At 67.2% G+C, this 22,308-nt stretch carries 21 protein-coding genes; 12 read left to right on the top strand and 9 right to left on the bottom strand.

Features of this window, described 5'->3' with window-relative positions:
• Positions 1 to 6 precede the first annotated feature (6 nt).
• Positions 7 to 756 carry a Bax inhibitor-1/YccA family protein gene (locus tag GQR91_RS08800; protein ID WP_112382197.1) on the bottom strand — a complete coding sequence of 250 codons (750 nt, stop codon included), beginning with the start codon at positions 754 to 756 and terminating at the stop codon, positions 7 to 9.
• Between the two features lie 185 nt (positions 757 to 941).
• On the opposite strand from GQR91_RS08800, the gene thpR reads away from it, so the two are divergent.
• Positions 942 to 1,541 carry an RNA 2',3'-cyclic phosphodiesterase gene (gene thpR, locus GQR91_RS08795; protein ID WP_149682054.1) on the top strand — a complete coding sequence of 200 codons (600 nt, stop codon included), beginning with the start codon at positions 942 to 944 and terminating at the stop codon, positions 1,539 to 1,541.
• A gap of 4 nt (positions 1,542 to 1,545) precedes the next feature.
• Positions 1,546 to 2,076, top strand: coding sequence for a superoxide dismutase family protein (locus GQR91_RS08790; RefSeq protein ID WP_112382195.1), 531 nt, complete (start codon positions 1,546 to 1,548; stop codon positions 2,074 to 2,076).
• A 114-nt stretch (positions 2,077 to 2,190) separates the two neighbouring features.
• Here the strand turns inward: GQR91_RS08790 and GQR91_RS08785 are convergent, their stop codons facing one another.
• Complete coding sequence (locus GQR91_RS08785) at positions 2,191 to 2,937, bottom strand: hypothetical protein (protein WP_149682055.1); 747 nt, start codon at positions 2,935 to 2,937, stop codon at positions 2,191 to 2,193.
• Positions 2,937 to 4,145, bottom strand: a complete 1,209-nt coding sequence (locus GQR91_RS08780; RefSeq protein ID WP_149682056.1) for a TIGR04063 family PEP-CTERM/XrtA system glycosyltransferase — start codon at positions 4,143 to 4,145, stop codon at positions 2,937 to 2,939. The genes GQR91_RS08785 and GQR91_RS08780 overlap by 1 nt, the downstream gene beginning before the upstream one ends.
• Positions 4,146 to 4,270: 125 nt before the next feature.
• Between GQR91_RS08780 and GQR91_RS19120 the strand changes: the two genes are divergently transcribed.
• The 3 genes from GQR91_RS19120 to GQR91_RS08770 are packed head-to-tail and all read left to right on the top strand — an operon-like array spanning position 4,271 to position 7,507.
• The gene (locus tag GQR91_RS19120; RefSeq protein ID WP_162843983.1) at positions 4,271 to 4,414 is read left to right on the top strand and encodes a hypothetical protein; all 144 of its coding nucleotides are present in this window, start codon (positions 4,271 to 4,273) and stop codon (positions 4,412 to 4,414) included.
• On the top strand, positions 4,407 to 5,759 hold the full coding sequence (locus GQR91_RS08775; RefSeq protein ID WP_149682057.1) for a putative O-glycosylation ligase, exosortase A system-associated: 1,353 nt from the start codon (positions 4,407 to 4,409) through the stop codon (positions 5,757 to 5,759). The genes GQR91_RS19120 and GQR91_RS08775 overlap by 8 nt, the downstream gene beginning before the upstream one ends.
• Positions 5,760 to 5,764: 5 nt before the next feature.
• Positions 5,765 to 7,507 (top strand): asparagine synthase (glutamine-hydrolyzing), encoded by a 1,743-nt coding sequence (locus GQR91_RS08770; protein WP_149682058.1) that lies wholly within the window; start codon positions 5,765 to 5,767, stop codon positions 7,505 to 7,507.
• 6 nt (positions 7,508 to 7,513) lie between these two features.
• On the opposite strand, the gene GQR91_RS08765 is transcribed toward GQR91_RS08770, so the two are convergent.
• The 3 genes from GQR91_RS08765 to GQR91_RS08755 form a co-directional block, all read right to left on the bottom strand.
• Positions 7,514 to 8,002: a DUF6438 domain-containing protein gene (locus tag GQR91_RS08765; RefSeq protein WP_149682059.1), complete on the bottom strand. Its 489-nt coding sequence runs from the start codon at positions 8,000 to 8,002 to the stop codon at positions 7,514 to 7,516.
• A gap of 79 nt (positions 8,003 to 8,081) precedes the next feature.
• Positions 8,082 to 8,999 carry a right-handed parallel beta-helix repeat-containing protein gene (locus GQR91_RS08760; protein WP_249042529.1) on the bottom strand — a complete coding sequence of 306 codons (918 nt, stop codon included), beginning with the start codon at positions 8,997 to 8,999 and terminating at the stop codon, positions 8,082 to 8,084.
• A gap of 101 nt (positions 9,000 to 9,100) precedes the next feature.
• Positions 9,101 to 9,661 (bottom strand): type 1 glutamine amidotransferase domain-containing protein, encoded by a 561-nt coding sequence (locus tag GQR91_RS08755; RefSeq protein ID WP_112382188.1) that lies wholly within the window; start codon positions 9,659 to 9,661, stop codon positions 9,101 to 9,103.
• Positions 9,662 to 9,788: 127 nt separating this feature from the next.
• Between GQR91_RS08755 and GQR91_RS08750 the strand changes: the two genes are divergently transcribed.
• Both GQR91_RS08750 and GQR91_RS08745 read left to right on the top strand, forming a co-directional pair.
• Positions 9,789 to 10,790, top strand: a complete 1,002-nt coding sequence (locus tag GQR91_RS08750) for a DNA topoisomerase IB (RefSeq protein WP_149682061.1) — start codon at positions 9,789 to 9,791, stop codon at positions 10,788 to 10,790.
• A 12-nt stretch (positions 10,791 to 10,802) separates the two neighbouring features.
• A complete protein-coding gene (locus GQR91_RS08745; RefSeq protein WP_112382186.1) occupies positions 10,803 to 11,963 on the top strand; it encodes a mechanosensitive ion channel family protein in 1,161 nt (386 codons plus the stop codon).
• 187 nt (positions 11,964 to 12,150) lie between these two features.
• Here GQR91_RS08745 and GQR91_RS08740 read toward each other — a convergent pair whose 3' ends face one another.
• Positions 12,151 to 15,123: an L-glutamate gamma-semialdehyde dehydrogenase gene (locus tag GQR91_RS08740; RefSeq protein WP_235903984.1), complete on the bottom strand. Its 2,973-nt coding sequence runs from the start codon at positions 15,121 to 15,123 to the stop codon at positions 12,151 to 12,153.
• 103 nt (positions 15,124 to 15,226) lie between these two features.
• Between GQR91_RS08740 and GQR91_RS08735 the strand changes: the two genes are divergently transcribed.
• The 3 genes from GQR91_RS08735 (at position 15,227) to GQR91_RS08725 (ending at position 17,717) form a co-directional block, all read left to right on the top strand.
• Entirely contained in the window at positions 15,227 to 15,685 is a 459-nt protein-coding gene (locus tag GQR91_RS08735; protein ID WP_149682062.1) for a MaoC family dehydratase, read from the top strand.
• Positions 15,686 to 15,709: 24 nt separating this feature from the next.
• Positions 15,710 to 16,885, top strand: coding sequence for an acetyl-CoA C-acyltransferase (locus tag GQR91_RS08730; protein ID WP_149682063.1), 1,176 nt, complete (start codon positions 15,710 to 15,712; stop codon positions 16,883 to 16,885).
• A 349-nt stretch (positions 16,886 to 17,234) separates the two neighbouring features.
• Positions 17,235 to 17,717: a pyridoxamine 5'-phosphate oxidase family protein gene (locus GQR91_RS08725; protein ID WP_112382182.1), complete on the top strand. Its 483-nt coding sequence runs from the start codon at positions 17,235 to 17,237 to the stop codon at positions 17,715 to 17,717.
• 45 nt (positions 17,718 to 17,762) lie between these two features.
• Here GQR91_RS08725 and GQR91_RS08720 read toward each other — a convergent pair whose 3' ends face one another.
• Positions 17,763 to 18,980 (bottom strand): polyhydroxyalkanoate depolymerase, encoded by a 1,218-nt coding sequence (locus tag GQR91_RS08720; RefSeq protein ID WP_112382181.1) that lies wholly within the window; start codon positions 18,978 to 18,980, stop codon positions 17,763 to 17,765.
• A gap of 222 nt (positions 18,981 to 19,202) precedes the next feature.
• On the opposite strand from GQR91_RS08720, the gene GQR91_RS08715 reads away from it, so the two are divergent.
• Together GQR91_RS08715 and dcd are read left to right on the top strand one after the other, a co-directional pair.
• Entirely contained in the window at positions 19,203 to 20,975 is a 1,773-nt protein-coding gene (locus GQR91_RS08715; protein ID WP_112382180.1) for an ABC transporter transmembrane domain-containing protein, read from the top strand.
• Between the two features lie 72 nt (positions 20,976 to 21,047).
• Positions 21,048 to 21,602, top strand: a complete 555-nt coding sequence (dcd, locus tag GQR91_RS08710) for a dCTP deaminase (protein WP_149682064.1) — start codon at positions 21,048 to 21,050, stop codon at positions 21,600 to 21,602.
• Between the two features lie 136 nt (positions 21,603 to 21,738).
• On the opposite strand, the gene GQR91_RS08705 is transcribed toward dcd, so the two are convergent.
• A complete protein-coding gene (locus GQR91_RS08705; RefSeq protein WP_235903985.1) occupies positions 21,739 to 22,089 on the bottom strand; it encodes a tetratricopeptide repeat protein in 351 nt (116 codons plus the stop codon).
• Positions 22,090 to 22,308 lie beyond the last annotated feature (219 nt).

The following is a 22,308-nucleotide window of genomic DNA, read 5'->3' as shown; positions in this document are numbered from 1 at the left end:
CTGGCGTCAGTCGCGATTGCCGCCGAACAGGCGCAGGATGAACAGGAACATGTTGATGAAGTCCAGATACAGGCTCAGCGCCGACATGATGACCACCCGGCCCTGCATGTCCGTGCCGCGGACCTGATAATACATCTCCTTGGTCCGCTGCGTGTCATAGGCGGTCAGTCCTGCGAACAGCAGCACACCCACCGCGCTGATCACCATGCCCATCGGGCCCGATTGCAGGAACATGTTGATGATGCTGGCGACGAGCAGGCCGACGACACCGATGATCAGGAAGGTGCCGAACACCGACAGGTCACGCTTGGTGGTGTAGCCATACAGGCTCAGCGCCGCGAAACCGGCCGCGGTGGCGAAGAACGCCTGCGCGATCGCCAGCGGGCTGTAGACCAGGAAGATCGTCGACAGCGACAGGCCCATCACGATCGCGAATGCCCAGAACAGCATCTGCATCGTCGAGGTCTTCATCCGCATCTGGCCGAAGCTCAGCGCGAACACGAAGCCCAGCGGCGCGAACATGATGACGTATTTCAGCAGCCCGCCGCCCATGAACACCTGCGCGGCCGGGCTCGATGCACCGCCCCACGCGAACAGCAGCGCGACGATACCCGTCAGCAGCACGCCGGAGGACATGTAGTTGTAGACGGACAGCATGTACGAGCGCAGACCCGCGTCGACCGCGGTAGAGCCCGTCTTGTTGGCGGTGGTTCCGAACGGCGCGGCGCTCGGCCGTGGATCAGACCAGTTAGCCATGGTGAAATTCGCTCCTTTGCCCGGCCATATGCCGGTTGTTGGAAATATCGCTCTGACGACGACTCTTTTCAAGCCACCCGGTTCCGCTCCGCGTCGCAGACATGTTTTGTAACAGCCCGCCCGATTGATGCCCCGGATCGCCGGTTCGAATCGACGACCATGCGGATCGCGCCTACAGTTGCGCCATGCCCCGCCTGTTCGTCGCCCTGCGCCCGCCCCCCGCCATTCGCGACCGGCTGATCGACGTGATGGACGGCGTGCCCCATGCCCGGTGGCAGGAGGACGAGCAGCTTCATTGCACCCTGCGCTTCATCGGCGAGGTGGAGCGGCCGGTAGCGGAGGACATCGCCGCCGCGCTGGCGCAGGTCCATGCGCCCGTGCCGGTGGTATCGCTGGCCGGCGTCGGTGCGTTCGACCATCGCGGTCGCGTCGACACGCTCTGGGCGGGGCTGCACCCGGTCGATGCGCTCGCCCATCTCCATCGCAAGGTCGATCAGGCCTGTGTGCGGGCCGGGCTGCCCCCCGAACGGCGCGCCTATCGCCCGCACATCACGGTGGCGCGCCTGTCCCGCTCCGCCGGCACCGCGCCCGAGATCGCCCGCTGGCAGGCCCGCCACCTCGCCTTGTCCAGCGCCCCCTTCCCCCTCCCCCACCTCATCCTCTACCAGAGCCACCTGACCACCCACGCCGCCCACTACGAACCCGTCGCCCGCTGGCCGCTGGAACCGGGCGAGGATTCAAGCGGTTCGCATGATGGATCACCGACAAACGATATCAGGGAGTGACAGGATGAAGACGCTTTCCATCGCCACCACCACGCTGCTGCTGACGCTTGCCGCCTGCAACGACGATCTGAAGACGGGCGCCCCCGTGCCGGAGGGCCGCTCGGCGACCGCCATGCTGCGCACCGCCGCCGGGGCCGATGCCGGCCGCGCCACCGCGACCGAAGTCGCCGACGGCATCCGCATCACGGTGGACGCCAGCAACATACCCGCCGGCACGCACGGCACCCATGTCCACACCACCGGCCGCTGCGACGCGCCCGACTTCACCACCGCCGGCGGTCACTGGAACCCCACCGAGCGCAAGCACGGCACGATGAACCCGCAGGGGCCGCATCAGGGCGACCTGCCCAACATGATCGTCGGCACCGACGGCCGCGGCACGATCGCCCTCACCGTTCCGGGTGCGACACTCGCCTCGCTGCTCGATGCCGATGGCGCCGCGATGGTCGTCCACGCGGCTGCCGACGACCTGAAGACCGACCCATCGGGCAACAGCGGCGGCCGCATCGCCTGCGGCGTGTTCCAGCCCGCCTGATCCGCGGCAAGCCGTGCGGGAGCGGGATGACACCGGATCGATCCATCCCCTCCCCTGCGTGTCGAGTAGTTGCCGCTCCTCGACGCGAACGGATCAAGGTGATGTCATCACCCTTTAATTGATCGACCGCCCCCGGCGCAGCGTGCCGCGCTCCAGCCGGTCGAGCAGCGAATCGATGCTCGGCGGCTCGGCCTCGTCGTCGATCCGAGGTTCGGCCGCGATCGGCATCGGCGAAGCATCCTCCTCCACCCGGCGGATGGGCGTCACCGCAAAGGTCTCGATGCGCTCGATTTCCTCGGCCGAGGGGAAGGTCGCGACCTCGCCCGGCGGATCGATCCGGATGGTCGATCCCACCGAACCCGCCGGCGACAGCGGCCGGACCGGTTCGCGCGGCACCGCCAGGATCGCGGACGGATCGAACGCGGCAAGCGGCTGGTCCAGGTCCTCGGGCAGTGTCCGTTCCTCGGGCGGCGGCGCAGGCACGACCGGCACTTCCAGTTCGGCCGCATTCAGCGGTCGGCGCGGCGGCGCATCCGGATGCGCGTCGGCCCGGCGGATTTCGGGCAAGTCCTCGTCGCTACGGCGCGCGCGCGGCGCCAGCAGCCCGCCCGTGCCCCATAACAGGAACAGGGCGGACCAGACGATCGCCGCCGCGCACCCGCCGCCGACCAGCGCCAGCAACAGCCGTGCGGTCGATCCCAGCGGCGGGTTCGCCGCGGGCACCAGCGCCGCGATCCCGGTCTGGCGCACCCAGCTTTCCAGCGCCTCGGCCGGCGAGGTGAAGACCAGCGCCAGCACCGCCAGCCCGGCGGCCAGGCCACCGGCGATCGGCAGATATCGGGTGGGGGCGGTGGCAGCCATCAGTGATCCATCGGCGCGACATCGATCAGCCGCTGATAGACAGGGGCATAGCGCGCAATATTTGACGACCAGTTACGCTCGTCTTCCACGAACTTGCGCCCCTTGTTCCGTCGTTCGTCCCATTGCCCGCGATTGTCCAGCAGCGTCGCCAGCGCATCCGCCAGCGCCGCCGGATCGTCGGGCGGGAACAGCGTGCCCGTCTCGCCATCGCGAATCAACTCGCGATGTCCCCCCACGTCCGATGCCGCGACCAGCCGCCGCTGCGCCATCGCCTCCAGCGGCTTCAACGGGGTGACCAGATCGGTCAGCCGCATTCGCTTGCGCGGATAGGCCAATATGTCGACCAGGCTGTAATATCGCTCCACCTGGTCATGCGGCACACGGCCGACGAAGCGGATCGCCGCGGCCACCGGCGACGCCGCCGCCTGCGCGCGAAGCGCCGCCTCCATCGGCCCGCCGCCGACCATCAGCAACCGGGCCAGCGGCCGCGCCGCCACCAGCCGCGGCATCGCCGCGATCAGGTCGTCCAGCCCTTCATAATCATAAAAGCTGCCGATGAAGCCGATCACCTCGCCGCCCTCCAGCCCCAGTTCCGCCGCCAGCGCCGCATCCCGCGGCACCGGCGTGCCGAACACTCCGAGGTCGACGCCGTTGGGCGAGACGGTCAGCTTGGCCGGGTCGATCCCCCGTCCGATCAGGTCGGTCTTCAGCCCTTCGCAGATCACCGCCACCGCATCGGCCCGGCGACAGGCCCATGTCTCCAGCGCGCGCGTGGCGCGGTAGCGCGCCGATCCTTCGCGCCCCGTGCCGTTGCCGACCGCCGCATCCTCCCAGAAGGCGCGAATCTCATACACCAGCGGCAATTTGCGCCGCCGTGCGACGACCAGCGCGGCCAGGGCATCCAGCACCGGCGAATGGGCATGCAGGATGTCGGGCCGAAACGCATCCACCGCCGCCTCGATCCGGCCGGCATAGCGCGCCACCCCGCCGATCTCGCCGCGCCATCCCGCCGGCACCGGCCCTGCTGTGCGGTGAAAGGTCAGGCCGTCCACCGCTTCCACCGCCTGCGCGCTCGTGCCCTGGCGCGGGCCGGTCACCGCCGCGACCTGCCACCCGCGCGCTTCCTGGGCTTTCAGGATCGCGCGGGTGCGGAAGGTGTATCCGCTTTGCAGCGGCAGGCCATGGTCCAGTATGTGCAGGATACGCATGATGGTCTTGTGAACGTCCCTGCCTTAACGCCGCGTCAATCCCGCCCGGCCTACGGCATGTCGCAACAAGGGCCGTATGGGGCGGGTCATGAGGGCGAAGCAACAGGCATGACGGGGGGTGGGCGATGATCGACAATTTCGCGCTCGGCCTCACCCACGGCCTGATGCTGCTGGCGGCGTGGCTGCTCCTCAAACGCCCCGATCTCGACCGCGAGGATGATGCGGGCGGTCCGCCTGCCCGGTTCAAGCGACGACGCCCGCGTGCGTGATCTCGTCTTTATCGCATTTCTGGCGGCGCTGTTCGGCTTCGGGCTGAAACGGCCGTTCCTGCTCGTCCTCGTCTATATCTATATCGACATCGTCTCGCCGCAGCGGCTGACCTATTATCTGCTCAACGCGGTGCCGATCTCGCTGATCGCGGTGCTCGCCGCGGTCGGCGGCTGGGCCCTGACCGACGACAAGCGGGGCCTGCGCATCGCGCCCCGCCAGATCCTGATCGGGCTGCTGCTCGTCTATTGCGGCATTACCACGCGCTTCGCCGATTTCCCCATCGAGGCGGCCGACAAATGGGATTGGGTGTGGAAGGCGCTGGCATTCGGCGCGTTTCTGCCGTTCACGCTGCGCACCCGGCTCAGGATCGAGGCGCTGTTGCTGTTCATGACGCTGTCGGCCGGGTCGATCATCATCGTCGGCGGGATCAAGACGCTGGCATCGGGCGGCGGCTATGGCGAGCTGAACCTGATGGTGACCAACAATACCGGGCTGTACGAGGGCAGCATCATCTCGGCGGTGGCGATCACGATGATCCCGATCATCCTGTGGCTGGCGAAATACGGCACCATCTTCCGGCCCGACTGGCGGGTGCGCGGCTTTGCCTGGGCGCTGGTCTTCGCCTGCCTGTTGATCCCGGTCGGCACCTCGGCGCGCACCGGCCTGCTCTGCATCGGCCTGCTCGCGGTCCTGATGCTGCGCGACGTGAAGCGGCGCCTGCTCTATCTGGCCGCACTCGGTGTCGCGGGGCTGATCGCCACCCCGCTGCTGCCCTCTTCCTATACGGAGCGGATGGGTACGATCAAAACCTATCAGGGCGACGAATCCGCCTCCACCCGGCTCGCCGTCTGGGCATGGACCTGGGATTACGCCAAGTCGCACCCCCTGGGCGGCGGCTTCAACGCCTATCTGCAGAACCGGGTGAGCTACGAACTGGTCGAGACCTCGGGCACCGCGGCCAACACGCAAACCGACCGCCGCCGCGCGCAGGACAAGGCCCGCGCCTATCACAGCAGCTATTTCGAGGTGCTGGGCGAACAGGGCTGGCCCGGCGTCATCCTGTGGCTGTCGATCAATATCGGGGGACTGATCCGCATGGAAATCCTACGCCGCCGCCACCGCTCGGAGGACGATCCCCTGCGCTGGGGCGGCGCGCTCGCCGGCGCGCTCCAGCACGCGCACCTCGTCTATCTGCTCGGCGCCGCCTTTGTCGGCATCGCCTTCAACCCCTTCATCTACCAGTTGATCGGCGCCCAGATCGGCCTGGACACCTATCTCACCGCCAGACGCAGCGCCGCCACCAAACGCAACTTCGCGCGCCATGCCGCCGCAGCGGCTGCCTGATCCCCATGGCCGGACTGTTCCTCCACGCCCAGGGCGCCCGCGGCCTCGTCGCCGACCCGCACGCCGCCGCCACCGCGCAGTTCACCGCGCTCGGCTTTACGCATCCCCACCATTTCGCCTTTCCCGGCTGGCACGGCCTCCATGTGCCCTACATCCTCGGCGGCCCCGACACCCTGCTGGTCGACGGCCCCGACATGGTCGCGGTCGCAGGCACCCTCGCCTTCGACGGACAACTCGGGCAGGACGCCCTGCGCGCCCTGCTCACCGCGTTCGAGCCACCGCGGCTCGACTGGTCGCGGCTTGCCGGGCAGTTCGCGGTGCTGATCCGCAAGCGCGGACGCAACTTCCTGTTCACCGACTGGTTCGGCGCCTTTCAGCTTTTCCATGACGAGGACGGCCAGGTCTTCTCGACCTCGCTTCTCGCCGCGCTGGACGTACAGCAACGCGTGCGCTTCTCGCCCCAGGGGCTTTACGAATACGCCTTCAACGTCACGCCCATCGGCGACGATACCGTGTTCGAGGGGCTGCGCACGCTGGAGCCCGACCGCATCGTCGAGCTGCTGCCCGACGGCATCCGCTACCACCCGGTCACACGCACGCTGCCCGGCATCGATCCCGCCCGCGCGCTGCCCGACCGGATCGCCTCGGCTAGGACGCGGCTCCATGCGGTCGTCGCGCCGCATGTCGCGGCGTTCGACCGCATCAACAGCCCGCTGTCCGGCGGCCTCGACTCGCGCCTGCTCCTTGCCGCCCTGCGCGAAGCTGGCGCCCGGCCCGACCTCTACGTCTATGGCCCGCCGGGCAGCGAGGACGTCGCCGTCGCGCAGGCGATCGGCCGTGCAGAGGGCGTGCCCGTCGCCTGGATCAACAAGGCCGACACCCATATCGCGCCCGACGCCTTTGCCGACCATGTCGCGCGCGAGTTCCATGTCTGGGACGGCCTGCCCAATTACGGCAACATCTTCGACGGCGGCGGCAACACTGCCGCCGCCCATGCCCGCCATGCCAACGGCGCGCTCGCCGCCTCGGGCGGTTGCGGAGAAATCTTTCGCGATTTCTTCTATCTGCCCGACCGCGCGATGACCGCGGATGCGGTGGCCGCCACCTTCTTCGCCCGCTTCCTCGCCACCGACGCGACCGCGCGCTTCGACCCGCACGCCTTTCTCGACCGCATCGCCGCCAAGATCGCCTCCGCGATCGCCATGCCCCGCCACGCCCGCATCCCCCGCGACCGCATCGAACACATCTACCCCGCCGTCCGCTGCCGCGCCCTGTTCGGCCGCGAGATCAGCACCGAGGCGCGGTTCGGCGCCTATCTGATGCCGTTTCTGGACCACGGCGTCGTCGCCGATGCGATGACGCTGCCCCTGGCCCTGAAGCGCGCCGGCCGGTTCGAGGCGCAACTGATCGCCGCGATCGATCCCGGCCTTGCCGCGCATCCCTCGGCCTATGGCCATGACTTTTCCGGCCCGCCCTCGACCCGGCACCGTTTTTCCGAATGGCAGTCGCGCATCCGCCCGCCCTGGCTGCGCCGGCAAAGCTATGCGCTGCGCCGCCGCCTCGCCGCGCAGGGTGACGAGCATGGCGGCCTGCTCGCCCCCGAATATATGCACCGGGTGATCGATCCCGATTTCCCCGTCATGCGCCGCTGGTTCGAAATGGACCGCGTCGCCGACAGCGGGCTGTGGCGCCGGCTGGCGTGCCTGGAATATCTCGGCCAGTGGCTGGGCAGCCGACTGGCCGAGTGAGCCGGATCAGCGGCCGATCCACCCGCCAAGGCCCAGCATCGCCGGCACGCCGTCCATGACCTTGTTCAACGCCCGGTTCGTCGGCGATATGCAGCCGCGATCGTGCGTCAGCACCGTCTCGCGCCCATCGTCCCCGACCCAGGCGATGCGATAGCCCTGCTGGTCGCTCACCTGCTGCTCGCACCGGGTCTGCGCGGTGGCCCCGGTCATCGGGCGATAGGGGGCCAAAGCGGCGGCAAGGCGGCGATAGGCGGCGACGCCCGCCTGTCGTTCCTGCTGCCCCCTGGCGGCGACATGCTCCTGCCCGTCGAACGTCACCTGCCCGTTCGGCAACACCGTCACCGCATAGACCGGGCACGTCCCGTAGCAGGGCGACACGCTGTAGCGGATCGTCTCACCCGTTGCAGCCGCGGCCCCGTCCGCCGCGCTATCCGTCATCGTCGTGCAGCCGGCCAGCACTGCGGTTAGTGCGATCAGGCTCAAAGTCTTCGTCATGCGTCATGTCTCCCGTGCAATCGATGACAGGACGAAGCCGCCGGCCTCCAGCCTTTATCCCCCAGCCCTTATCTCGGCGTCACCAGCGCCTTGCGGTCAGGCTGATCCCCGCACCCAGCCGGTTGCCGCGCAGCACCAGCGCCTCGCCGGACCAGTTGCCGACCAGCACCGGCTTGTACGTCACCCCCGGCGCCAGCGTGGCGATGTTGTTCTCGACCACCAGCCCGGTCGAATCGTTCTTCGCCCCCTCGGGCGCGACGGTGATCAGCGTGGAATGATTGTCCTTGTTGCGCCCCACCACGAAGGTGTTGCCCGCAATCCGGCCCTGTGCGCCGTTGGACAGGTCGATCATGTAGTTGGTCGCCTGCCCGCGCGTATCGTCGAAGCTGCTGTCGGTCACCGTGATCCGCTTGGCGCGGCTTTTCAGATAATGACCGCCCGTGCCCCGCTCGAACCGGCTGGCAGTGACGGTCAGCCCGCCATAGCCGCCGATATAGATGCCATGCGCGCCGTTACCGGTCGGGTCCTTGCCCAACCCGGCAAAGGTCGAATGATCGATGGTGACCGTGGCGGCGGGATCGTCGGCGGACAGGATGCCCGACTGGCTGTCCAGGAACATCGCGTTCTCGACCGTCAGCGGGCCTTTTTCCAGACGGATACCCGCGCCATTGCCGTCCGCCACCTCCAGATGGGAGAACACGATACCCTCGACACGCGCACCGCGCCCGCGCAGCACCAGCGCCGCCTTGTCCTCGCAGGTGACGCGCGTGAACACCACCCGGCCCGGCACCGCCGCGACATAGGCTATGCGACCCGCATCCTGCACCGCGCATTCGCGGTAGGTGCCCGGTGCGATGCGGATGGTCCCCTCGCCATCGCCGATCGCGCCCACCGCCTCCTGCAACGTCGCAAAGCCGCGGTTGCCGACGGTAAACGGCGCGCCACTTCCCTGTGCCACCGCCGGGCCGGCGATCAGGATCAGGGCAAGGGGAAGCATGAATCGCATCGCGGACTCTCCGACCGGGGGAATGTGCCCGCGATGCCATAGCGGGGCCGCAGACGCGACGGCGGCCCCGCTCATCCGCGTCCCGTTCCGGGTCAGGCCGGCTCGTCGGCCAGTTCCTCGACCAGCGCATCAATGATCGCCTGGTTGAAGGCGGGAATGTCATCCGGCTTGCGGCTGGTGATCAGGTTGCCGTCGACCACGACTTCCTCGTCCACCACATCGGCGCCGGCATTTTCCAGGTCGGTGCGGATCGAGGGGAAGCTGGTCAGCCGCCGGCCGTCGACCACGTCCGCCTCCGCCAGCAGCCAGGGGCCGTGGCAGATCGCGGCGACGATCTTGTCGTCCTCCATAAATTCGGTGACGATCTCCACCGCGCGCTCGTTCAGGCGCAGCTTGTCCGGGTTGCAGGTGCCGCCCGGCAGCACCAGCGCGTCATAATCGTCGGTGTCGACCTCGTCGACGGTCAGGTCCGGCGTCGCGGTCTCCGCCTTGTTCAAATCCTGCTCCATGCCCTGGATCGGGTCGCGCTTCAGCGAGGCGAGGCTCACCTTGGCGCCCGCCGCCTCCAGCGCCTTGCGCGGTTCGAACAGCTCGACGGTCTCGAACCCGTCTGCCGCCAGCATCAGGACGCGGGCTTGGGATAGATCGGCCATGACAATTCTCCATGGGAGGAAGGGGTATCGGTGAAGGGGAACGCCGCCTCAACCCGCCGCCCCCTGCCCCCGTTCCGGAACGAAGCGACCGCCGGCGCATTTCCCAAGACCATCCGAGGGAGCAACGATGCCCACCAAACTCGTCTATTGCGATGACACCAAGCCCGGCATCACGCGCAAAAAGGTGCGTGGCGGCTGGGGCTATTGGAACGCGAAGGGCGAGCGCATCACCGACCGGGACGAGATCGACCGGCTGAACCGGATCGGCCTGCCCCCGGCCTATGTGAATGCCTGGTATTGCCCCCGGGCGAACGGCCACGTCCAGGCGGTCGGCTGGGACGAGAAGGGCCGCAAGCAATATCGTTATCACACCGACTTCCGCGAAGCGCAGGAAGCGGCGAAATACGAACGCTGCGCCGAATTCGGCCACGCGCTGCCGCGTTTGCGTAAACGGGTGGAGGCGGATCTGGCCTTGCGCGGGCTTTGCAAGGAGCGCGCCGTGGCCGCCGTCGTCCGGCTGCTCGACATCGCGCATATCCGCGTCGGGAACGAGGCCTATGCCGCCGCCAACAAGAGTTTCGGCGCGACCACGCTGCGCAAGCGCCATGGTAAGGTAAAGGGCCAGACGCTCAAGCTGCGCTATCAGGGCAAGTCGGGCAAGGTGCGCGACTGCCGCATCACCGATCGCTCGCTCGCGCGCTTCGTCAAAAGCTGCCAGGATCTGGACGAACAGCATCTGTTCGCCTGGCTGGACGATGCGGGCGAGGCGCATCCCGTCACCTCTTCCGACGTGAACGCCTATATCAAGCAGGCGACGGGCGGCGATTTCACCGCCAAGCATTTCCGCACCTGGGCCGCCAGCGTCACCGCGTTCGAGGCGCTGGCCCGCGCCGAAAGCGACCTCAGTTTGAAGGCGCTGCTCGAACCCGTCGTCGCACGGCTCGGCAACACCCCCGCCATCGCACGCAAAAGCTATGTCCACCCTTCGCTGATCGCCCTGGTCAAGAAGGGTCAGTCCAGCTTTCGCCAGGCGCTGCGCCTCCCGCGCGCAAAGCGCCACCTCAGCCGAGAGGAATGCGGCCTGATCGCCTTCCTCGAACAGGGCACGCCGGCCTTAGCGGCCGCCTGACCGGGAAGATTGATGTCGAATAATTCCGCCGCTGCCAAAGAGCCCATTTTCGATACCACCAACGTCCCCCGCCAGATCGATCGCCTGATCGACGCCAGCACGCTTTGGGTGCAGACGCACTGGCTGCAGGTGCTGATCGCCTTTGGCATCGGCGCGGTCATCGTCATTGCGCTCCATGCCGCCCGCCGCCTGGGCAATCGCCTGTGTGCGCGCCCCGGTCTCGCTGCGGGCTGGGGCATCATCATCGGCCGTGCCGTGGTGCGGACCAACAACTTCTTCATCATCATGCTCGCGGCGCAACTGGTCGTCGGCTATGCCGGTGCGCCGCGCGAGGTCGCCAGCACCGTCGGCTTCCTGTTCACCGTCGCCGCCGTGTTCCAGGCCGCGATCTGGGCGCGCGAGCTGATCCTGGGCGCGATCGAACACCGCACCCAATCCGAGCATTATTCGGGCGAGGCGTTGCTCTCCGCGATGGGCCTGATCCGCCTGCTCGTCACCTTCGCGCTGTTCGCGATTGCGCTCGTCGTCGTGCTCGACAATCTCGGGGTCAACGTCACCGGCCTGGTCGCCGGTCTCGGTGTCGGCGGCATCGCGATCGGTCTGGCGGCGCAGGGCATCTTCGCCGACCTGTTCGCCGCGCTCGCCATCATCTTCGACCGGCCGTTCCGCCGCGGCGACACGATCAGCTACGGCACGACCAGCGGCGTGATCGAATCGATCGGGCTGAAATCGACCCGCATCCGCGCCTTTACCGGCGAGCTGCGCGTCATCTCGAACCGCCAGCTTCTCGACAAGGAGATTCAGAACACCACGGTGCGCAACCATATCCGCATCGGCTTCACCATCGGCGTCACCTATGAAACCGCGCCCGAGACGCTGGAGCGCGTGCCCGCCCTGCTGCGCGAGATCGCCGAGGCCGAAGAGGTGACCGTCGCCCGCGCCGGGTTCGAGACGTTCGGTGCCAGCAGCCTCGACTATGCGCTCCAGTTCGACATCGCCGGCAATGACTGGCCGACTGCGCACGCCAAGCGCGACCGGATCATGGTCGCGATCATCCGCCGCTTCGCCGCCGAGAAGATCGGCATCGCCTATCCGACCCAGACCACCTACACCGCCGCACCCGACGGCACGCTGGTCATGCCCTACGCCCCTTCGCTCACCAAGGGGGCGTAGGGGTCGGGAAGGCTGTATCGACCTTCCCTACCCTAACGCCCGAAGACGATTTCGATCCGCCCCCCATGCCGTTCGCCTCGAGTAGGGATCGAGCTTGTCGAGAGCCCGTATCAAGAGGTACCCCCCCCTCGAAGGCCTCTCGATACGCCGTCTCGACAAGCTCGCCGGCTACTCCAGACGAACGGATTCAGATCCCCCCTTCGTCCAGCGACAACAGCGTCGCGTTGCCGCCGGCCGAGGTGGTGTCCACCGACACCGCCCGTTCCGCGCAGAAACGATACAGGTAATGCGGCCCGCCCGCCTTCGGCCCGGTGCCGGACAGCCCCTCGCCGCCAAAGGGCTGCGACCCGACCACCGCGCCGATCATCGACCGGTTGACGTACAGATTGCCCACTTCCGCCTCCGCCTCGGCGACTTCCACGGCGCGCGCGATACGGCTGTGCAGGCCCATGGTCAGGCCATAGCCCTTGGCATTGACTCGCGCGATCGTCTCGCTCAGCGTCCCCGCCGCCCAGGTCGCGACGTGCAGGATCGGGCCGAACCATTCGCGGTCCAGATCCTCGATCCGGTCCAGCCGGACCAGCGTCGGCGGCACGAACAGGCCGTCCGCCGGTGCGTCCAGCGTCTTGATGACGCGCGCGCCCGCCTGCTGCCGATACGCCATCAGCTTGTCATAGGCGGCCCGGTCGATCACCGGCCCGACATCGGTCGCCGGGTCGCCCGTCGGCCCCAGCTTCAGCGTCTCCATCGCACCCGTCAGCATCGCGATCACGCCGTCCGCCACTTCCTCCTGCACCAGCAGCAGGCGCAGCGCCGAACACCGCTGCCCCGCCGACCGGAAGGACGAGGTGACGACATCGGCGACCACCTGTTCGGGCAGAGCGGTCGAATCGACGATCATCGCGTTGATCCCGCCGGTTTCCGCGATCAGCGGCACGATCGGGCGGTCGTCATCGGCCACCAGCGTGCGGGCGATCCGCTTGGCGGTGGCGGTCGATCCGGTAAAGGCGACGCCCATCACCCGCGCATCCTCGGTCAGCGCCTGTCCGACCTCCGGTCCGCCCGTCACCAGCACCAGTGCGTCGGCCGGTACGCCGGCCCGGTGGGCAAGCGCGACCGCAGCCCGCGCAATCTCCGGCGTCTGCGGCGCAGGCTTGGCGACGACGGTATTGCCCGTCACCAGGGCCGCGACGGTCTGTCCCAAGAAGATCGCCAGCGGGAAATTCCACGGCGCCACCGTCGCCCACACGCCGCGCCCGTCCATATGCAGCGTGTTGCGCTCGCCCGTCGGTCCGGGCAGCTCCACCGGCTGCAGCCGCGCCCGGGCTTCACCGGCGTAGTAGCGGCAGAAATCGGCGGCCTCGCGCACTTCCCCGATCGCGTCCGGGATCGTCTTGAACGCCTCCTGCACCAGGATCGCCATCAGGCGGTCGCGCTCCTCCTCTAGCAGATCGGCCAGCCGCTCCAGGATCGCCGCCCGTTCCGCCACCGGCCGCTTGGACCACTCTCCGAACGCCGCCTGAGCACGCGATACGGCGGCCTTGACGTCGGCGGCCTGCGTGTCGCCGGTTTCGCGCGCCACCGGCACATTGACGGCGGATCGAGTCCGCTCCAGCGTCGAAATGTCGCTCAGGTCGATGCCGCCCGAATTGCGATGCCCCGGCCGGAACAGATCGATGGGCAGCGGGATCGACGGGTGCCGCGCCCCGCCGACCGCCGCGATCTTCGCCACCGGGTCCGCCAGTATCTCCGCCTCGGTCAGCCGCGCATCGGCGAGCTGGTGCACGAAACTGGAGTTCGCCCCGTTCTCCAGCAGCCGCCGGACCAGATACGCCAGCAGGTCGCGGTGCCCGCCCACCGGCGCATAGATGCGGCAATGATACCCCTGCTCCCGCACCAGCCGCTCGTACAGCCCATCGCCCATCCCATGCAGCCGCTGAAACTCGAAATCGCGGTGGTTGCCCGCCCATTCCAGGATGGTGGCGACGGTCAGCGCATTGTGGCTGGCAAAGGCGGGACGGATATTTTCGGCCGCCAGCATGTCCTTGGCGACCGCCAGATAGGACACATCGGTCGCCGCCTTGCGCGTGAACAGCGGATAGTCCGCCAGTCCCTCGACCTGCGTGCGCTTGATCTCCGAGTCCCAGTACGCGCCCTTGACCAGCCGCACGTTCATGATCCGGCCGAGGCTGTTCGCCCATTCGACCACCGGCCGCGCCCGCTTGCCATAAGCCTGCACCGCCATGCCGAAGCCTTCCCAGCCGTTCAGGCTGGGCAGCCCTGCGACCGCGCCGATGATGTCGAGACTCATCTCCAGCCGCTCGGACTCCTCGGCATCCACCGTCAGCGCGATTCCATGCCCCGCCGCCTGCACCGCCAGCGCCTCCAGCATCTCCGTCAGCGCCGGCACGCACTCCGCCCGCCGCGCGACCTCATACCGCGGATGCAATGCCGACAGCTTCACCGACACCGAATGCCCCGCCGCCGGATCGCGGCCCACCGCGTCGATCGCCTGCACATAAGCCTGGAAGTAGCGCTGGGCGTCCTCGTGCGTCCGGGCCGCCTCGCCCAGCATGTCGAAGCTGGCGGTAAAGCCCTTGTTCTCCGGCTTCTTCATCCGGCGCGTCGCCTCATCGATGGTGCGGCCCATCACGAAGATCTCGCCCATCATCCGCATCGCAGCGCCCACGCCCTGGCGCACGAACGGCTCCCCCGCCCGCGCGATCAGGCGCTTGAGCGGTCCCGTCTCGCCCTCGCCGACCAGCGCACGGCCGACGACCAGCCCCCAGGTGGCGGAGTTGACGAGGCGCGACGCCGACTTGCCGGTATGCGCACGCCAGTCCGCATCACCCAGCTTGTCCGCGATCAGCAGGTCCGCCGTTTCCGGGTCCGGCACGCGCAGGAATGCCTCGGCCAGGCTGAGCAGCGCGACGCCCTCGGACGAGTTCAGCCGATATTCCTGCAGGAACTGGTTCACCCAGCCCCGGCTCTGCGCCGCGCGCAGGTCGGCGAGCAGGCCCGAGGCATGCCCCATGATCCGCTCCCGTGATTCCGGACTGGTCGCCGCGCGGTCCAGAAGCGGTTTTAGAACATCGGGTTCGGCAGCGCGGTACAGCTTGGCCATGTCTTTGCGGGCGTTGGACGCGATGGCAGTCGTCATGTTCAAATATCCGGTCAGGCAAGGCTTGCCGAACGACCCGGCCAGCCCCTAGAAAAGCGATACAGCGCGCTTAGCGCCAAATTCGATGGAGGGGTACTCGCCTGTGACGACGATTACCGTTGCAGCCATGCGGGATCGCATCGGCACGGAAACCGTGTCCGACTGGATCACCGTCACGCAAGCGATGATCGATGGTTTCGCCGAGGCGACCGGCGATCGGCAATTCATCCATGTCGACCCGGCCCGCGCCGCGCAGACGCCGTTCGGCGGCACCATCGCGCATGGTTTCCTGACCCTGTCGCTGATGCCGCAGCTTGCCGAAAAGGTCGCGGATGCCCCCGTCGTACAGGGGATGCGCATGGCGGTGAACTATGGCGGCAACTCCGTCCGCTTCGTCACGCCTGTGCGCTCCGGCGCGCGGGTACGCGGCCGCTTCCACCTCGCCGCCTTCGATGAGAAGCGACCGGGACAATATCAGCAGGTCACCGATTTCACCGTCGAAATCGAGGGTGCCGATACGCCCGCGCTCGTCGCGCAGTGGATCACGCTGATCTATCTCTGACCATTGGCAAAGGATTGTTCCCCGATGCGCTCTGCCGTCCTCGTTTCCACCGCCCGCACCCCGATCGGCCGTGCCTATCGCGGCGCATTCAACGACCTGCCCTCGCCAACTCTGGCCGCCCATGCGATCAAGGCCGCGCTCAATCGCGCCCGCGTCGACGGCGCCGAGGTCGACGACGTGATCCTGGGTGCTGCGCTTCAGCAAGGCCATCAGGCGACCAACATCGCGCGCCAGTCGCTGCTCCGCGCCGGTTTGCCGACCAGCGTCGCGGGCATGTCGGTCGACCGGCAATGCGCCAGCGGCCTGATGGCGATCGCCACCGCCGCCAAGCAAATCGTCCATGACCGGATGGACGTGGTGATCGGCGGCGGCGTGGAAAGCGTCAGCCTGGTGCAGACGCCCAAGATGAACGTCGCGCCCGATCCGGAACTGAAGGCGATGCATCACGATATCTACATGCCGATGCTGCAAACCGCCGAGGTGGTCGCCAAACGTTATGGCATCACGCGCGCGCAGATGGACGAATATGGCCTGCGCTCGCAACAGCGCACCGCCGAGGCACAGGCGGCCGGCCGCTTCGATGCCGAGATCGTCCCCGTCACCGCGACGATGGCGATCATCGACAAGGAGACCAAGGCGATCAGCCACCGCGAGGTGACCCTCGCCAAAGATGAGGGCAATCGTCCGGAGACGACGGCGGAGGGTCTTGCCGCGCTCAAGGTCGTGCTGCCCGACGGCACGGTCACCGCCGGCAACGCCTCGCAACTATCGGACGGCGCCTCGGCCAGCGTGCTGATGGAGGAAAAGGAGGCGGAGCGTCGCGGCCTTACCCCGCTCGGCCGCTATGTCGGCATGGCGGTCGCCGGCACCGAGCCGGACGAGATGGGCATTGGTCCGGTCTTCGCCGTCCCCAAGCTGCTCGACCGGTTCGGTCTGAAGATGGACGATATCGGCCTGTGGGAATTGAACGAGGCGTTCGCGGTCCAGGTGCTGTATTGCCGCGACCGGCTCGGCATCCCCGATGATCGCCTGAACGTAAACGGTGGCGCGATTGCGATCGGCCATCCTTATGGCATGTCGGGCGCCCGCATGACCGGCCACGCGCTGATCGAGGGCAAGCGCCGCGGCGTGAAGCATGTCGTCATCACCATGTGCGTCGGTGGCGGCATGGGGGCGGCCGGATTGTTCGAGGTGCTGTAATTGAATCGATAAGCGCCATCGTTTATATATGATGGTGGCGAGGACATCCGCCTTTCTGCGAGCCCCGGTCGTTGCAGCGGCCGGGGCTCAAACGTTTGGGGCTCGGGTTGCAGCCCGAGCCCCGCCCGTGTGCTTACCTGCGTACGACCTCGATGATCTTCAGGACCAGCGTCCCGAAGGCAAAGAGCGTACCCAGGATCAGGCACAGATCGGCTACGGACATCCATTTTCCTTTGTGCGTCTGGCGGCGGGATTGCCGCCGGGACGGATCATGGCCGCCTAGTCAGCCGCCCGCAACCATCCGGCCGCCCCCGTCGTTCTCCCAGCGACCCCATAAAGGAGACGTTCGATGGCAGACCATGACAGCCCGCAGGAAATCGCCGCCAAGTTCATCGGCAAGCTGAAGGACAGCCCGTATGTGATGATCGGCCTGAACGACGGCCAGCATAGCGAGCCGATGACCGCGCAGGTGGATGACGATCATCCCAACACCCTGTTCTTCTTCGCCGGCAAGGACAACCGCATTGCCAAGGGCGGTCAGGCCATGGCCCAGTTCGTCGGCAAGGGGCATGACTTCTTCGCATGCCTGTCGGGCAAGGTCGGCCAGCATAACGACCGCGCTCTGATCGACAAGCTGTGGGACAAGCAGGTCGAGGCCTGGTTCCCGGGCGGCAAGGAAGATCCCAATCTTGCGCTGCTGCGCTTCGATATCGACTCGGCGGAACTCTGGGAAACCGACGTATCGGTCTCCGGTCGCCTGAAGATGCTGTTCGGCGGCACGATCAGCGCGGAGGAATCGTCCAGCCACGCCAAGGTGAATTCGGTCGCCTGACCTGGGAAATGCGGGCGGCGGTCATCCGCCGCCCGCACCCGTTGATCACGCGTTCGCCGCGATCCATTCCTCGACCACCGGCGCAATGCGGTTGCGCCACTTCGACCCGTTGAAGATGCCGTAATGGCCGACATTCTCGGCCATCAGATACTTCTTCTTGTTGTCAGGCAGTGCCGTCGCCAGCGTCAATGCCGCCTTGGTCTGGCCCAGCCCCGAAATGTCGTCGCGTTCTCCCTCGATCGCCAGCAGCGCGATGTCGGTGATCGCCGCCGGATCGACCGGACGGCCGCGATGTGTCATCTCGCCCTTGGGCAGGGCATGCGTCTGGAAAACCAGCTTCACCGTTTGCAGATAGAATTCGGCGGTCATGTCGCATACCGCGCGATATTCGTCGTAGAAGTCCTTGGTCTGCTCCGCACCCTGACCATCGCCCTGGACCAGATGCTTGAACATCTCCCAATGGCTGATCATGTGGTTGCCCAAGTTCATCGACATGAACCCGGCGAGTTGCAGAAAACCCGGATAGACGCGGCGGCCGGCGCCGGGATAGGTCATCGGCACCGTGGCGATGGCATTCTGTTCGAACCAGGCATGCGGCCGCTCGGTCGCCAGCGTATTGACGGCGGTCGGCGCCTCGCGCGTATCGACCGGGCCGCCCATCATCGTCAGCGACTTCGGCCGGCACGGATGCCCATCCGCGCTCATCAGCGCCGCCGCGGCATAGCTGGGAACGGAGGGCTGGCACACCGCCAGCATGTGCGCGCCCGGCCCGATCGCTTCCAGAAAGGCGATCAGATAATCGATATAATCGTCCAGATCGAACCGCCCGGCGGACACCGGCACCAGCCGCGCATCGCGCCAGTCGGTGATATAAACCTCGCATGACGGCAGCATCCGCTCGACGGTGCCGCGCAACAGCGTCGCATAATGCCCCGACATCGGCGCCACGATCAGCAGCTTGGGGCTGTTCTCCACGCCCTCGCGCCGGAACCGCTTCAACTGCCCGAACGGCAGGCGGGTCACGATCTCCTCGGTCACCGCCACCTCGCGACCGTCGATCGTCGTGTGCGTCAATCCGAAGGCCGGCTTTCCGCGAGTCGCGGACGCATGGGCGAACACCTCCAGCGCCGATCCGATAATCGCACCGCCGCCGAAATAAGCGAAGGGATTGGCGGGGTTCTGCAACAGGCCGGCCCCGAAATTGGCCAGCGCGCTTGCACCCGCCATCATCGAACGGTGCATTTCATAGGCGTCGTACAGCATTCGCGATCCTCACTCCCCAAATGGGGTTAGGCCCTGTTTATCACGAAGTGGTCGCCGAATGATGACCAATATATGGCGTCTTCGTCATGTCGGGGCGTTTCGTTCCGCCATCGGATTGATCCCTCAACGCACGAACCCGCCCGTTCGATGCGACGCCCGCACTGTGCCGATCGACCCGCCCCCCGTTGAGCGGCCTGCCCCACACTGCTAGGCGCTTGTCGCATGGCTCGTTCCGCCGCTACTCCGCCCCGCCGTCTCGGCAGCCTGTCGATGGTCTGGACCTTCGCCTCGCGCTATCCGCTGCAGATCGCGATCGCCGCGCTGTCGCTGCTCACCGCGGCGGCAGCGACGCTGTTCATCCCGCGCACCTTTCAGAAGGTCGTCGATAACGGTTTCGCCGCCGGTGCCGACAAGAGCGATGTCGCACCCTATTTCCAGGGGCTGTTGCTCGTTGTGCTGGTGCTGGCGGTGGCGACCGCGGTGCGCTTCTACTTCGTGTCGTGGCTGGGCGAGCGTACCGTTGCCGACATCCGCGCCGCCGTGCACCGCAACCTCCTGCGCCTCGCACCCCGCTATTTTGAGGAAAACCGTCCGTCGGAGATCGCCAGCCGGCTGACCGCCGATACCGCGATCATCGAACAGGTGGTCGGCTCCACCGTGTCGGTGGCACTGCGCAACATGGTGATCGGTGCGGGCGGCCTGATCTACCTGTTCGCGCTTGCCCCCAAGCTGGCGGCGGCCCTGCTGCTCAGCCTGCCGGTCATCATCCTGCCCATCGTCCTGCTCGGCAAGCGCGTGCGCAATTATTCGCGCGACAGCCAGGACCGGCTTGCCGATATCGGTGCGATCGCGGTGGAAACGCTGGGCGCGATGAAGGTGGTGCAGGCGTTCGGCCAGGAAGCCCGCGAGGCCGACCGGTTCGAGGGTGCGGTGTCGCGCGGCTTTGCGGCCTCGCGCCGTCGCTTTGCGCTGCGTGCGGTGATGACCGCGCTGGTCATCGGGCTGATCTTCACCGGCATCACCCTCATCCTGTGGGATGCCGTCGCCGACGTCGCCACCGGGGATCTGTCGGGCGGTGCGCTGACCGCGTTCGTCATCACCGGAATCATCGTCACCGGCTCCTTCCAAGCGCTGACCGAGGTGTGGGGCGACCTGCTGCGCGCCGCCGGCGCCGCGCAGCGCCTGGCCGAACTCCTCGCCGAACAGCCCGAGATCGCCGCGCCCCCCGCCCCCGTCGTTTTGCCGATCACCACGATGGGCGCGCTTCGGTTTGAGGATGTCCGCTTCCATTACCCCACCCGCCCCGAGATCGCGGCGCTGAACGGCTTCTCGCTCGACATCCATCCCGGGGAAACCGTGGCGGTGGTCGGCCCCTCGGGCGCCGGCAAGTCGACGCTGTTCCAACTGGCTGAGCGCTTCTACGATCCCGATGCCGGGCGTGTGCTGATCGACGGCGTCGACCTGCGCGAAGCGGACCCGAATGCGATCCGCAACCGCATCGCGATGGTCCCGCAGGAAACGGTGATCTTCGGCGCCTCCGCCCGCGACAATCTGCGCTACGGCCACTGGGCCGCCACCGACGAGGAATTGTGGGCCGCGGCCGAGGTCGCCAACGCCGCGGATTTCCTGCGCGCCCTGCCGGAAGGGCTCGACACCTTCCTGGGCGAAGGCGGCGCCCGCCTGTCGGGTGGCCAGCGCCAGCGCCTCACCATCGCCCGCGCGCTGCTGCGCGATGCGCCCATCCTGCTGCTGGACGAGGCGACCAGCGCGCTCGACGCGGAAAGCGAACGCCTGGTGCAACAGGCGCTCGAACGGCTGATGGAGGGGCGCACCACCCTCGTCATCGCGCACCGCCTCGCCACGATCCGCCAGGCCCAGCGCATCATCGTGATGGACGGTGGCCGCATCGTCGAGGAGGGCCGCCACGCCCAGCTTATCACCGAGGGCGGCCTTTACGCCCGCCTCGCCAGCCTCCAGTTCCACGAAGCCGCCTGAGGGATCGCCCGGGCGCCCCTTGCCCCGCCCGCCCGAACCGGCGATGGAGCCACCCGAAAAAAGGGAATCGTCATGTCCATCCTGTCCGACCGCTGGATTCGCGAAACGGCGCTCGCCGATCGCATGATTGAACCCTTTGTGGAGGGGCAGCGCCGCGACGGCTGCATCAGCTACGGCCTGTCCTCCTACGGCTATGACGCGCGCGTCGCCGACGAGTTCAAGATCTTCACCAATGTCGACAATGCGCTGGTCGATCCAAAGGACTTCGCCTCGAACAGCTTCGTCGATCGCAAGACGGATGTGTGCATCATCCCGCCCAACAGCTTCGCGCTGGCGCGCACCGTGGAATATTTCCGGGTGCCGCGCGACGTGCTGGTCATCTGCCTCGGCAAGTCGACCTATGCGCGCTGCGGCATCATCGTGAACGTCACCCCGCTGGAGCCCGGCTGGGAGGGACATGTGACGCTGGAATTTTCCAACACCACGCCGCTTCCCGCCAAGATCTATGCGAACGAAGGCGCGTGCCAGTTCCTCTTCCTGAGGGGGAACGAGCCCTGCGAGGTCAGCTATGCCGACCGCATGGGCAAATATATGGGCCAGCGCGGCGTGACCCTGCCCAAACTGTAAGGCCCCGCGTTACAGGGGCCCTCCCCGATCCCGCGGGATCATGACGCATGAAGGGCGCCGCTCCCCGCGGACAAGGCGGAGACACGGCACCCCTGTCACCGGACGGACGCCCGCCCCCGGAACGCCCGGCGGCGTGTCAGCGCGAGGCCATCGTCGGCGCGAGCCGGTTCAACCCGGCCTGCGCCACGGCATGCGACGACACCACCGCGCCGGAGGGCATGTCCATCTGCACCACGTCGCGCCGCAGCACGTCGCTGTACAGCGACCGCGCCTCGCTGGCCCGGTTCGTCGCGGCATAGATCGCCGCCAGGTTCAACATCAGTTCGGGACGATCGGGAAAGATGCGGCGTTCGGCTTGCAACGTCCGCTCCGCGCCCGAAAGGTCGCCCGCCGCGATCTGCACATAGCCCGTCCGCTCACCGGCCAATGCCGGCACTGCCATCGTCATCCCCGCCACGATCATCGCCACCCGCGCCACTGCACGCATCGCAACCTCCTATGTTTCACTTTTATGACGAGAGAGTGTCACTTTCGTGACGGAGATGCAAGCACCTATGTCCGGTTCGGCCACGCCCCGTCGCACGCTGTAACGACCACAAATTTTGCCGTTCCAATCCAGTGTTTTGATCCAGATCAGCATCAATCGGTATGCTGTTTGTACGATACCGGACCCTTTCTCGGCTGGCCGCGTTACCGGTTCGGACTA

The organism is Sphingomonas carotinifaciens (genome assembly GCF_009789535.1).
GTDB lineage: Bacteria > Pseudomonadota > Alphaproteobacteria > Sphingomonadales > Sphingomonadaceae > Sphingomonas > Sphingomonas carotinifaciens.
The sequence above is the reverse complement of the archived record's forward strand: the minus strand, read 5'-3'. Positions and strand labels throughout refer to the sequence as shown.